Source organism: Paenibacillus rhizoryzae (assembly GCF_059686995.1).
This window is the reverse complement of the sequence record NZ_JCAALT010000006.1, coordinates 465718-479351: the sequence shown is the minus strand read 5'-3', so window position 1 is coordinate 479351 and position 13634 is coordinate 465718. Positions and strand designations below refer to the sequence as shown.

General features: G+C 51.8%; 8 protein-coding genes. 5 read left to right on the top strand and 3 right to left on the bottom strand.

Features of this window, described 5'->3' with window-relative positions:
• Positions 1-230 precede the first annotated feature (230 nt).
• A complete protein-coding gene (locus AC6ESO_RS20090) occupies positions 231-2837 on the top strand; it encodes a sugar-binding protein (protein ID WP_497092916.1) in 2607 nt (868 codons plus the stop codon).
• Positions 2838-2994: 157 nt separating this feature from the next.
• On the opposite strand, the gene AC6ESO_RS20085 is transcribed toward AC6ESO_RS20090, so the two are convergent.
• The 3 genes from AC6ESO_RS20085 to AC6ESO_RS20075 are packed head-to-tail and all read right to left on the bottom strand — an operon-like array spanning position 2995 to position 7863.
• Positions 2995-4608, bottom strand: a complete 1614-nt coding sequence (locus AC6ESO_RS20085; RefSeq protein WP_497092915.1) for an extracellular solute-binding protein — start codon at positions 4606-4608, stop codon at positions 2995-2997.
• On the bottom strand, positions 4605-6053 hold the full coding sequence (locus AC6ESO_RS20080; RefSeq protein ID WP_497092914.1) for a response regulator: 1449 nt from the start codon (positions 6051-6053) through the stop codon (positions 4605-4607). Before AC6ESO_RS20080 ends, AC6ESO_RS20085 begins: the two co-directional genes overlap by 4 nt.
• Positions 6046-7863 carry a sensor histidine kinase gene (locus AC6ESO_RS20075; protein ID WP_497092913.1) on the bottom strand — a complete coding sequence of 606 codons (1818 nt, stop codon included), beginning with the start codon at positions 7861-7863 and terminating at the stop codon, positions 6046-6048. The genes AC6ESO_RS20080 and AC6ESO_RS20075 overlap by 8 nt, the downstream gene beginning before the upstream one ends.
• A 303-nt stretch (positions 7864-8166) precedes the next feature.
• On the opposite strand from AC6ESO_RS20075, the gene AC6ESO_RS20070 reads away from it, so the two are divergent.
• From AC6ESO_RS20070 to AC6ESO_RS20055, 4 genes are all read left to right on the top strand, one after another.
• Positions 8167-9606, top strand: a complete 1440-nt coding sequence (locus tag AC6ESO_RS20070; protein ID WP_497092912.1) for an ABC transporter substrate-binding protein — start codon at positions 8167-8169, stop codon at positions 9604-9606.
• A gap of 84 nt (positions 9607-9690) precedes the next feature.
• A complete protein-coding gene (locus AC6ESO_RS20065) occupies positions 9691-10608 on the top strand; it encodes a carbohydrate ABC transporter permease (RefSeq protein ID WP_497092911.1) in 918 nt (305 codons plus the stop codon).
• Between the two features lie 17 nt (positions 10609-10625).
• A complete protein-coding gene (locus tag AC6ESO_RS20060; protein ID WP_494821592.1) occupies positions 10626-11468 on the top strand; it encodes an ABC transporter permease subunit in 843 nt (280 codons plus the stop codon).
• A gap of 25 nt (positions 11469-11493) precedes the next feature.
• Positions 11494-13554, top strand: coding sequence for a DUF5107 domain-containing protein (locus AC6ESO_RS20055; RefSeq protein ID WP_497092910.1), 2061 nt, complete (start codon positions 11494-11496; stop codon positions 13552-13554).
• Positions 13555-13634: the final 80 nt, after the last annotated feature.

The following is a 13634-nucleotide window of genomic DNA, read 5'->3' as shown; positions in this document are numbered from 1 at the left end:
CTGCAATTATCGCTTGCAGCAACAATCACAATTCCAATAGAACAGAGGTAAAGATCTTCAATTGACGCCTATGTGGCGGTAAAGTACGATAGGCGCGAAGCGCTGTTGAAATCATGTGCTACCAACATTTACAAAGGGGGGAGATTGGTTACTTACCGTACAAAGCAACGTATGAAGGCTTCTATCCATCATGGGTCGGCATGATTAAAACTCTATTGGGAGGTTCTATCATGAAAAGAAGCAGCAGGATATCGCTTGTACTGGTCATCGCCATGCTGGCTATGTTGGTCTCAACGTTAGCCATGCCAGCAAGTGTTAGCGCTTACAGTACGCCGAATACAAGAGGCGGAATAATGGGGCAATGGTATTATGGGACGCAAGCCGAGCTCAATACGGCCGCAGATAATGTTGTGGCCGCAGGCCTGAAGTGGGTGCGGTTGGATCTGAAATGGGACATCGTGCAAGCAGGCGGAGCGACCTCCTACGACTGGAGCTGGCCGGACAAAATGGTCAATACCGCTCTGAGCAGAGGGCTCAAAGTCATGCTTGTGGCCGGCTATACGCCAAGCTGGGCGAACGGCGGCAACTCGGATACGCGTTATTATCCGAATGCCGCGAATATTAATGCGTGGAAGAACTTCCTCGATCTTGCCGTAAGACGTTACCTGCCGCTTGGGGTAACCACCTATGAGATCTGGAATGAGCCGAACTACTCGGTCCAATCCAGTCCTTCCTTATTCGTGAGCAACATCCTAATCCCGGGATCGACTGCCATCCGGGCCGCTTCCGCGGATTTGCATGTACCGGTTACGATCGTAAATGGCGCACCGGCGAACCTGATCAATGTATCCGGAATTGTGGATCCTTACGCATGGGTGACGGGGATTTATGCAAACGGCGGGAAAAACTATTTTGACGCCTTAGCGATCCATCCGTATTGCTGGCCTGCCGCTCCGACAACACCTAGTGTCTGGAACGCTCTATTGCGAGCAGATGAGATTCATACCATTATGGTCAACAACGGGGACGGGAATAAACAAATCTGGGCAACGGAATTCGGGTATCCCACTTCCGGTCCAAATACGGTAACCGAGCAGCAGCAAAGCGACTATATCGTGTCTGCTTTCCAAGTCTGGACGCAGTCTGCATGGGCAGCTTGGACAGGACCGATGTTCCTGTACACCTACAAAGATGGCAGCACGAATTTGAATGATCCGGAATCGAACTTCGGTTTGCTGCGTTACAATAATACGTTTAAGCCCGTTATGAGCCAGCTTCTCTCGATTATGACGAACTCGCCTCCACCGCCGGCTCCGGCCACCTCAGGTTATGGCGGAACAACCCCGCCACCAACCACAGGCACCTTTAATGCGACCCCAGTCGGCTCAGCGGTAACGATCGATGGCAATTTGGATACGGCTTGGACCGGGAAAGTAAGCAATGCCATCTCCAAAGTATCGATTGGAACGGTATCGGGTTCATCGGATCTCTCCGGTAACTTCGGCGTGCTGTGGGACAGCACCAATCTCTATGTCCTGGCAGATATTAATGACGATACGCTTAGGAATGATTCGACTGCAGCATCGGATGATGACAGCATCGATATTTATTTGGATATGAACCATGATCATTCGACGACGTACGGCGCTGATGATTTCATGTATCAGCTCGGCTATGGGGACACGGCGGTCAGTGAACTCAAGCATAGCGCCACGTCAGGCGTGAGCATGGCGACAACAGCAAGAACAGGCGGCTACCGAATCGAAGTGAAGATTCCTTGGGCGACGCTCGGCAAGGTGCCGACGGCCAATATGAGCTTCGGCTTCGATATGATGATTAATGATGATGACGATGGGGGCGGGCGCGACTCGCAAATGGGCTGGAATGACGGAACCGCAAATGCGTACCTCAACCCAAGCCTATTCGGCGACGGAACGTTAATCAGCGCACCGCCATCAGGCGGAACTACGGTTTATGAGGCGGAGAACGGAACATACGCCGGCGGCGGTCAGCAGCAGACGGCAACCAATGCGTCCAATGGCAAAGTCGTTGGCAACTTGAACAGTGTCGGTGCTTCCTCTCAAGTGAATAACGTCGATGGAGGCGCAGGTGGCAACGCCACTCTGGTGATCCGCTTCGCAAACGCGAACACCGCTGCAAGAACATTAAGTCTGTACGTAAACAGCGTGAAAATCCAGCAGACCAGCTTCGCGCCGACGGGCAGCTGGAATACGTTCGCCAATACGAGCTCCATTACGATTCCGCTGAATGCAGGCGCCACGAATACGATTAAGATCCAGCGGGACTCGGCCGATAATCCGGCAGCGGATATCGACAGCTACACGGTGACAACGGCAAGTTCTTCAAGCCTCTTGGTTAACGGCTTCGAGAATGCGGCCCAGTGGGCAGGCGAGGCTGCGCGAACGGCGGATACAACGAAGAAAACGGAAGGTACTCAGTCAATTAAGTTCCACTACACGGTACCTGCAAGCGGCTGGGCTAATGGTTATTACACCATTAGCAGCCCTTATGTGGACATCGCAAACGCCGCCAGCCTGAAGCTCGATGTCTATCCGACAACGCAGTCGCCATCGGGGCAGACCGAGCCGATCGTGCTCAAGCTGCAGGATCAGACAGGCGGCGTCATCTACGAGGACCGGCTGCCGAATCTGACGGCGAACCAGTGGAACACGGTGACCATTAGTTTGACTGGTATTGCTCAGGCCAACCGTCATCAGATTAACAGCGTGAATCTATATCTCTGGTCCGGATTTACGGCTCAAATTAACGGTAGAACGACACTGGATTACTACTTCGATAACCTTAGCGTGCAATAAGCGATAAACCACTAGAAAAGGTACAGCCCTCCAATAACGTTGAAGGGGCTGTACCTTTTTGAGATGTCTATTCCATTTGGGCGTGAATCGGCTCTTCGGTAGAAAGAAATGCACGGCGGTCTGGCAGTGTGCGAATAAGCACGCAAGCTTGAAGCGCTTATTTAATGCCGAGCTTCTTCGCTTCCGCATTAACCTCGTTAATCATTCGATCCAGCCCTTTGGCCTTGTAGCCGTCAATGATGGACTTCCATATGACCTCAACGGGCAGCTTGCTGATCATCACGCGAATCATATCATCGTTGTCGAAGATGGTGAATGTATCCTTCGTCCGCGTGGATAGGTTCGTCAGCCTCGGCTCGTACGCCTGCTTACTCGTCATGCGCAGGGCGTAGTCAATCAGCTCCTGCTGCGCATCGTAGGCTTCGGGGGAAATGCCGGAAAAATTCGGATCCAGCCCAAACATCCCATCCCAATTGACCAAATTCGCGAAGGCTGTGAACGATGGGTACTTTAATAGAATGTTGGTACTCGGATCGCTCTTCTGTATGGCATCTTCGCTCTTGGTGTAATCGACATCGATGAGCCCGTAATGCCGCATCTCCAGAAATTCCGGAGAGTTCATGTAGTCAAACAGCTGCAGGATGCGGTCCATCTTAGCTTCGGACACCTTCGACGAGATGTAGCTCTCGGACCAGAAGGTCTTGAACACCGCACCGTATCGGTTGCCGTCCATGCTTAGCAGAGGCTTGAGGAACCGGACGCTATCGTAGAAATCCTCATCCTTCGGGTGCAGCTTCTGCCAGCGATTCTTGTTTATATTGGAGTCCACGGAGCGGAACATTCCGGATGTGATGAGAGCCGCCACCTTGCCTTCGGCAAACTTATCAAAGCCCATGTTGCCCCTGGTGATCGGCAGATCCGGATCAATTAACCCGGCCGTATAGAAATCCCGAAGCAGCTGCAGGGATGCAATGGCATGTTTAGAGAATACGGCAGGAATAAAGCGCCCATCCTCCTTGATCCATTTAAAATCGCTGCCGCTGCCGTCGCTTGTTGCAGCAGGTGAGCCGTACAGCCAGAACAATCCGCCCAGCAGCAGCTTGGAGACGGAGGTTAATCCCGTAATATGTTTGTTCTCCGGGTCTTTATCGACGATCGCTTTGAGCATGGCCCGGAATTCATCCCATGTCTCCGGTTCTTTGGTGATGCCCGCCTTCTGAGCCAGATCCCAACGATAGGCGACCAATCGATCCAGGACGTTATAGTCGGTACTGTCATAGGTTTTGCGCGGGATAAAATAAAGCTTGCCATGATCTTTAAGGTCTTGAAACTCTGGTGTCGCCAAGTACTTGGCCAAATAAGGATAGGCGGATAAATCGCCGGGCAGCGGCTTGATGACGCCTTGATCCCTCCAGTTTCGGTAGTACTGGGTATTGACGGCATCGACGGCGAAAATATCAGGCAGCTGGCCCGTGGATGCCCACATTTGAAACTGCTGCACGTAATTCGCAGTCGTTATCGGAATCGGCTTGATTGTAAGGTTGAGCTTCTTCTCTAAACGTTGGACAAGCGGGTCCTCTTCCAGCGAGTTATCCGTCAGCTCCCAGATCGCAACGGAAATATCCATATGCTCCGCCGGAGCAGTGGAAGCGGGCTGTGTCGGCAAACGCTGCTGATCGGCGCTGCTGCGGCAGCCTGCAGCAGCTGCGACAAGCAGCGCAATCACAAGCATCAGAGCCAGAGGCCGTGTCATGATGTTCATTCCCATCATTCCTCGCCGCCCCCATTGCTCAGTAATCGGTACTGCTTCGGGGTTTGCTGGGTGTTCTTTTTGAAGATGCGCGTGAAATAGAAGTAGTCTCGGAAGCCGATCGTTTCCGCAACCTCGCCAATGGGCAGATTCGTCGTACGCAGCAGGTTCTTCGCTTCTTTTAACCGCACATTCGTCAAGTATTCCGTGAATGTCACTTTGATCTCGCGCTTGAAGAGCTGGCTCAAGTAGTTCGGATGCAAGTAGAAGAGGCGCGAGATGCTTTGGATAGAGATGTGATTGCGATAATTTTCATGCATATACTTAATGATTTCTTTCAAGTTTGCGTGTTCGGTTTCCCCCTTCGCAGCGCGGGATGCGCTTACAGGTTCGGGGGCTAAGGACTCCTCGTTTAAGCTTTCTTGCAAACTGTCGATCATCTGATCGAAGCTGGGGTAGAGATGATATAACTGCTCCTTGCTGAAGATGTAATCGTCCTCGGACGAATGGGAAGCAGAATGAAAATAAACGATATTATAGATCCGCAGCGTGTGGTAGATCGTCAGGCATTGCTTGTTTGAAGGTAGACTCATCTCATCCAGCAAGTCTTTAGCTAAGGCAAATTCGCTCTTTGCAACTGCGCGCTCAAGCTTTCGGATCAACAGCACAGCATGATCGTCCTTCGCCTGTTGTTCCTCCCAATACAAATCCCTGCGGTTATGAATAAAGAAATCCCAGGCGCGCACCGTGCATTGTTCGATTCGCTGCATCATGCCTTCCAAATTTCGATCCGATTGCAGGATGCCTATCCCCAGAATCCCATCCGGGATCGGTGAGGAGAGGGCTGCTGTTAACGCTTCCCGATCAAGTGCTTGCACCCAATAAACACTGCGGGCATAACCGAGATTAATGGCTGCATAATTGGTTTCCGCTAGGAAGGTTAGCCGGCCTTTGCCCACGGAAACGAGCAGATAAGGGGTGTCTGAGGTAATGCCGGCGTCATCCAAGATTTCGTTGAAAGCGGATTGTGCCCTTGATGCAGCAGGATCATCAAGCAATTCCAGCAGCTTGCCTTCGCGTTTGTGCTTGATTTCATCCAAATTGCCGGCAGCCGTTTGGAGCAAGGTATGGATTTCATGGTCGTCGAAGGGCTTCAGGCAGTAGCCGAGCACGCCGTAATTCAATGATTTCTGCACATAGGCGAATTCAGCGTAGCCGCTAATGACGATGATTTGAATATTTTTATCCAGCTCTTTAATCTGCTTAATTAATTCAAGGCCGGACAATCCCGGCATTCGAATATCGGTGAACACGACATGCGGCTGAAGCTCTTGAATCAGTTGAAGCGCTTTGGTGGCATTATTCGCCTTGCCCGCGACATAGAAGCCGGACTTCTTCCAATCCACGCCTGCCGCCAAACTTTTCAGAACAAGGTTCTCATCGTCCACGAGAAGTACTTTATACACGGATATCCCCTCCCGGTTGTACGTAGTGACTTGGCATCGTAAGGGTTATGCATGTTCCATGGCCGGCTTCACTTTCGAAGGTGAGCCCATATTGAAAGCCATAGGCTAAACGCAGCCTATTATTCACGTTAAGTAAGCCAATGCTGTCGCTGTCGGATGAATCCTGGCTGTCACGGCTTAAAGAGGATGGCTTCTCCAGCAATTTGCTTTGTATACGGTGCAAGGTATCTTCATCGACACCCATTCCATCATCGGTGATGCGGAGCACGAGTGTCTTCCCATTCTCGACCTCGCCGGTGATAGTGAGGTTTCCTTTGGACGTCTTCGGTTCAAGTCCATGGAAAATCGCATTCTCGACGAGCGGCTGCAGAATCATTTTCAAGACGGATACTTGCAGGGCTTCGTCCGTGAACTGATAGATCACGTCGAAACGATCCTCGAAACGGATCAGCTGCAGGTACACATAGGACTTGACCGCGTTCAGCTCCTGATCGAGCGTGACATAGCCGGAGCCCTTGATGCTGTAATGGAACAGCTTGCCGAGCGCCTTCGTCATTTCGACGATTTGGGGAGCTTCGGCTTCGAGGGCGACGCCTTTGATCGATTCTAAGGTGTTATATAGAAAATGCGGATTGATCTGGCTGCGCAGATAAGCCGTGGCGGCTTTCTCTTTCTCGATCTCGGCCTCCAGCAGGTGGGTGTTCGTCTCGACGAGGCGATGCGTGAGATTGTCGATCTCGCTTAACATGCCGTTCAAATTCTCGGCAACCACGTTCATTTCCACATTGCCTTCGAGGTGGATGGTTGATTTCAAATCCTTGATGCTGCCGGACTTTATGCCGTTAATGAATCGCACGAGCCGCTGAATGGGCTGCACGATGTTGTTGGTTATAACCGCGAAAGGGATGGCCATTAATAGAATCGATAGGATGACGATCAGAATACTGCGGTTGCGAACGGAGTCGAGCTCCGCCAGCAGCGCTTCCTGGGGAACGAAGCTAAGCACGGAGGCATTGATCTGGTCCAGCCGCTGGATTTGGATGGCTCCCTTGACCCCGCCTATGGAATCCGTCAGCTTCTGCTCGCTATTATGCTGGCTGCTTAACGTACTAATCGTTCTAGTGATATCGGGAGAATTGGTCTCCGGATATACGCTGCTGAAGCGATCGATGAGATAGAAACCGACGCCGGGCTCCGCCTTGCTCTTGTCGCCATCGAAGAACATCGCCTCCACGTCGACAATGACGGCTATGTAACCGATCCGGTTGCCGTCCGTGCCGTTGCCGAGGTCGCTGGAATAGATATTCTGAGCGAACAGCATGCTGTTCTTCGAAGCGGAGCTGTAGTCGTAGGGCTCCAAGCCGCTGACATACACGGACTTGCTGGACGCAATTTCTTTATTGGAGCGCTGCACGAAATCGATGCTGCCGTTAAGGCTGTACCGCATGCCGCTGGTGCCGATTAAGACGATATCCCGGAAGCCTTTTCTGCCTGCCTTTAATGAAATGATCTTGCGGTCCAGTTCATTGCTCATCTCGTACAGCAAGCTGGGGTCGTTCTGCGTCATGAATTTCTGCACGAAGGGATCGAACCCTAAGCTGAGGATAATCTGGCTGATTTCATCGGTCTTTTGCGAGAGGTTGAGCTTGAATTTGCGAATGGTATCTTCGGTATATTGATTGTTGTTCTTGATTACGATTTGGGAGGTTTGCGTGTATAAGGAGTAAATAATCATCAGCATGATGATTACAATAAGGGCAACGGCTAGCTTAAGCTGCGTCTTGATGCGCATTCTCGTTAAGATTCCCATGATAGCACCTGTCCGTATCGTGATTGAGATGGCGTTTATGTAAATTAGTATAACATCATCGTTTTCGAAAGAGTCGGTTTCAGGCAAAGCTCTTAATTTAATCCATATTCTTATAATTGGTTTACATACTTTTAACACTTCAAGTTGCTTATAGGAGGGGGGACCGACGTTCCCTCTCTATTTGTTTGCGTTCGGAGTGGGCTTATTTCTATCCAGTTTTATCTAATCTGCGGTCATACTTCCCTGCGCTTCATGCGCCTATAATCACACTTGTAAGCCATTACATGCCGGGGGGAATTCACTTTGATCAAAAGAAAACCATTAGCCGCATTAACGTTAACGACGATGCTGGCGCTGTCCGTATTGTCGGGCTGCGGGAAGTCAAACAACGATGCTGCGACAACGAACGCTTCTGCGAATGAGAAGGAATCCACGAACATAGCTGCAACTGCGAATACAAGCACGAATACGAATGCTGCCAATGCGACAACAGACGAAAGCACTGCAGCAGGCCTGGAAGGGAAAGTCGTTTTCTGGTCGATGTGGAGCAATGCGGAGCCGCAGGCTAAAGTCATCGATGAGGCGGTCAAAGAGTTTGAGGCGGCCAACCCGAAAGTGGACGTCGAAGTGAAATACAACGGCCGCGATATTAACAAGCTGATTAAGCCGGCTCTAGAAAGCGGCGAGCAAATTGATATATTCGAGCAGGACCCGGGCTCGGCGCTCGGCAATTTGAAGGATCATGTCTTGAAGCTGGATGAGCTCTTGGAGCAGCCGTCAATCGGTATCGATGGCAAGTCCGTGAAGGACTCCTTGCTTCCATCGCTGATGGATTGGGTCAAATCACTGGCTGCACCGGCAGGTCTGGAAGAGGGCTACTATGCGATCCCTCAGCAGCCTTACGCAGTTCTGTTCTTCTACAATAAAGCACTGTTTGCGGGGGCCGGCATCACGGCAGTTCCTACCTCGTGGGATGAGTTTCTGGCGGATTGCGAGCTGCTTAAGAAAGCAGGCGTAGAGCCATTAACATTCGATGATGCCTACCGCGATCTCTTCATCGGCGGTTACCTCGGAAGCGCAATGGGCAGCGACTGGACGGACAGCCTGGTCAAAGACAAAACAGGCGAGATGTGGAAAGATCCGATCGTGCTCCAGTTCGCGAAAGACATGCAAATCTTGAATGAAAAAGGCTACTTCTCCAAGAAAATCGCAGGCAACAAATATCCGGCAGGCCAGCAAGATCTGGCACTGGGCAAAGTGGCCATGTACTTGAACGGCACTTGGCTTCCTAACGAAGTAGCGGCAACAGCGGGTCCTGACTTCCAATGGGGTTCGTTCCAATTCCCTGTCGTGGCCAATGGCAATGACAAGGGCGGCCAACAAGGACTTTCCTTCGGCGCGCAAGGCCTCCTGATGAATAAGAACAGCAAGAATATTCCGGCTGCATTCGAGCTGGTGAAGTACCTTGTCGGCAAGAAAGCGCAAGAGGGAATGTCGGCGCAAGCGCTTGCGATTCCGGCTACGATCGATTCGACATGGCCTGCTCCGCTTGCGGAAGCTGCGGTTGCATTCGGCAACGCGAAGGTTAACATGCCGTGGGGCTTTGGCATCGACAACGGCGGCGATTTCTCGAGCGGCACGGTTCTCCCTACATTCATGGAGCTGGCAACAGGCAAGATCAAGCCGGAAGCGTATGTGAGCAAAATGGCGGAGCAAGCGAAAAAGTTCTATGACGGTAAATAAGTAACGCTATTGGTATCGGAACGCGGCGTTCATGGGAACGCCGCGTTTCTGAATTTAAAGCTGACATGTTGCGGGGGTGCTGTCATGAGAATGAAAAAATCTATTATCGCGCTGTTCTTAGCGCCGGCTGTCATCATCTATCTGGCCATTTTCCTCTATCCGACTTTGCGCACATTTGCTATGAGCTTCTATAATATCCCGACGCTCTCCAGCCGCATTGCCGAGTGGAAGTTTGTTGGACTCGTGAATTACAAGGATGTAACGAGCAGTACGTATTTTATCGGATCGGTCAAAAATGTGCTTGGCATCTGGGCGATTGGCGGCGTGCTGATTTTCGTCTTTGCTTTCCTCTATGCGGCCATCCTTACTTCCGGAGTGAAGGGGAAAAACTTCTGGCGGTCGCTCATCTTCCTGCCGAATACGGTGTCCGCGGTGGTTATGTCCGTTGTATGGCTCCAATATATTTACAATTCGAGTTTCGGATTGCTGACTACCGTATTTAATCGCCTTGGTTTAACGGCGCTTGCCAATATACAGTGGACGGATAACGAGCATATCTATTATGCGATGATTATGGCGTTCAGCTTTGGTTCGATCGGTTATTTCATGCTTATTCTGAATGCCGGCATCAACCGGATTCCCGGCGATTTCTACGAAGTAGCCACCTTAGAAGGTGCGAGCCCGTGGACGAAATTTTTCAAGATTACGCTTCCGCTTCTGCGGGATGTATTTCGTACAACGCTGGTCCTGTGGACCATTACGGCGTTCAATTTCTTCGTATGGTCGGCGACGTTCGGGCTTGATGATCCGCATACCGTTACACCGGGGTACTACATGTATCAGAAGGTGTTCGGCATGTCCAAAGGGAACTCCGTGCTGACCGATGGCGGCGCATTCAACGTCGGATCAGGGGCGAGTGTCGGCATCTTGATTACGTTAGCGACGCTGCTTGCATCCGCGCTCATCAGCCGGCTTTTCCCGAAAGACCGTTTGGAATATTAAGAGGAGGAGGGACCTTCATGCGTAGCGTTGCAATGCGAAAGAAAATGAATCTATTACCGGCGTACATTCCGCTCTATGCCTGGCTGCTATTCTCCGTCATTCTATTTGGTTGGGTCATCCTGGCTTCGCTGAGTTCAACGAGAGATATTTTCACGAACTCCCTATTGAAGAGCGGCATCCATTTTTCCAACTATACGGACTTGTTCAAGCAGCAGGACATTGGGCGGTATTTTGCGAATAGTGTTATTTATACGGTTACGGCCTGCATCGGCATCGTCGTCGTTGCGGCTCCGGCCGCGTATATGCTGGGCCGAGCGCAGTTTAGGGGACGCGGGCTGCTGAACATGATGTTCATGTCCGCGCTTGCGATTCCGAGCATTCTCATCTCGATTCCGCTGTTCTCGATTTTTGTGGAATTGAAGCTGACCGGCTCGATCATCACGTTGATTCTCGTTTATATTTGCACGAATGTCCCGTTTGCCGTGTTTTTCCTCACCAGCTTCTTCGCCTCGGTTCCCAAAGAACTCGAGGAATCTGCCGCAATGGACGGCTGCGGTCCGATTCGGGCGTTCATTCAAATCATTCTGCCGGTAGCGCAGCCGGGCATCATCACGTTATCGATCTTCAACTTTCTTGGGGTGTGGAACGAATACTTCTTCGCGCTGATCTTCTCCAATGATGCCAATTCGCGCACGCTCGCGTTATCGCTGCAGTCGATCGTTTACGGGTATGCCAATACGGGCAATTACGGCGGTATCTTCGCGGCCTGTATGGTCGTGTTTCTGCCAAGCTTTATCGTGTATCTGTTTGTATCCAAGCGTATTATTTCGGGATTGACTGTAGGTGCCGTTAAGGGATAAAACCGTGGGGAGATGATGGGCCGCCATGTTGGTGACGACCGCAAGTCTGACGATTGAGGGAGCAAGGCCGGAAGGGGAGAACCCCCTGCCGATGTTCAGAAGCAAGGAGAAGCATCGCGAAGTAACGGATAACGGCAGTCTGACGCCGGAACATAAGCTATATATGGGCGATAATACAGGCGATCGCTATTTGCCGTATCGAATGCAGGACCGGTATTCGAGGAAACGCGGGACGATTGAACTGAAGACGATTGTGCTGGAAAATGACGTGCTGAAAGCCGTCTTTCTGCCGGAGTACGGCGGAAGGCTGTATTCGCTGCAAGAAAAGGCAACCGGGCGCGAGATCCTGTACAAAAATCCGGTGTTTCAGCCGGCCAACTTGGCGATTCTGAACGCATGGTTCTCGGGCGGGATCGAATGGAATATCGGTCACATTGGCCATACGTTCACGACCTGTTCGCCGATGCACGCGGCTAAGCTCACGGATGATGAAGGGAACGAGTTCCTGCGCATCTACGAGTATGAGCGGTGCAAGAATCTGTTCTGGCATATCGATTTTCATTTGCCTCCCGGCGCCAGGCAGCTAGGGGTCTATGTTCGGATCGTGAATGATCAGGCGGCGGCGGTGCCCATGTATTGGTGGACGAACATCGCCGTAGAGGAAACGGAGAAGTCGCGGGTGTTCTCGGGGACCGGCGAGGTCATCTATATCGATCCTGCGCAGAAGGGCTACGGTGCCGACAAGTTGCCTATTCTTCCATCTGTTCCGGGCGTGGATGTATCGTATCCCATGGGATTCCCGTATGCGAGCGAGTATTTCTTCCAGACGCCTGCCGCTGAGAAGTCGCCATGGGAAGCCGTCGCCTATGAGGATGGCCGCATGTTCTTCGAGCGATCGACTTCGTTGCTTCGCTATCGTAAAATGTTTTGCTGGGGCAATCACGCGGGGGGCAGACGGTGGTGCGATTTCTTGGCCAAGCCGGGCGAAGGCCACTACATCGAGGTGCAGGGCGGGTTTGCACCGACGCAGCTGCACGGCATCGAGATGCCTGCGCATTCCGTATGGGATTTCACGCAAATGATAGGGATGCTGAATATCGATACGGAATCGGCTTATCAAGAGAATTGGGATCAAGCGCGTGATTATATAGAGGCGCAAGTCAGTCAGGAGCTCAGCGAGGAAGAGGTGTATGCCAAACATGCGAGATTTCAGGCGCATGCGGGCAAAACGCCGGAATTGTCGCTGCATACGGGCTCTGGCTGGGGTGCGTTAGAGCGAGTGCGTAGGGAAGCCGAGGGTGGTGGCGGTGGTAGTGCTGAAACTGCTGCTACTGTTGCTACTGCGATCCCGGAGGGCTTCGTCTTCGCGAATGAGACGCTGGGGGCGGAGCAGCAGCCTTGGCTTGTCCTTCTCAGGGAAGGATATCTTCCTGAGCATGATGTTGAGGAGATTCCGCCCTCGTGGATGATGCAAGAAGAGTGGATGGATAGGCTGAAGAGCAGCCTTGAGCAAGCGGATAATCGTAACTGGACGGCGCTCTTGCATCATGGAGTGATGCTCTATGAGAACGGGCTGGACGCGGAAGCGATTGAGGCATGGGAAGCATCGCTGCGATTGAAGCCTTCGGCATGGGTATTCCGAAATTTAGCCGTGGTGATGAAGCAGCGAGGCGAGACGGATCGCGCGCTGGCTTATTATGAGCAGGCGTATGCGGTATCCGGTCGTTTCCCGGACCGTGCATTCGTGGAAGAGTATCTCAATCTTGTCATTCAGAATAAGGACTACGAGCGGGCATGGCAATTGTATGAATCGTTGCCTCCGGCATTCGCGAGCAGCGACCGTATTCAAATTATCGTAGGCGCAGTCGCGCTGGAGCTTGGCCATGACGCTTTCATGGAGAAGCTATTCGCTACGGAGTTCGCTGTGATCCGCGAGGGCGAAACCTTGATCATCGAGCTATGGTTCAAGTACAGCGCCAAGAAGCTCGCGGAACAAAGGAACGTCGAACTTACGCAGGCACTGATCGAGGAAGCGATGCAGCAATGTCCGCCGCCGCTGCATATTGATTTCCGGATGATCGGCTGAAGAATGGGCGGGGCATCGGTTAATAAATGTTGCAGGAAATACAGCATTGTACCCGTCCCGTAGCTCATTATCGCTAAGTG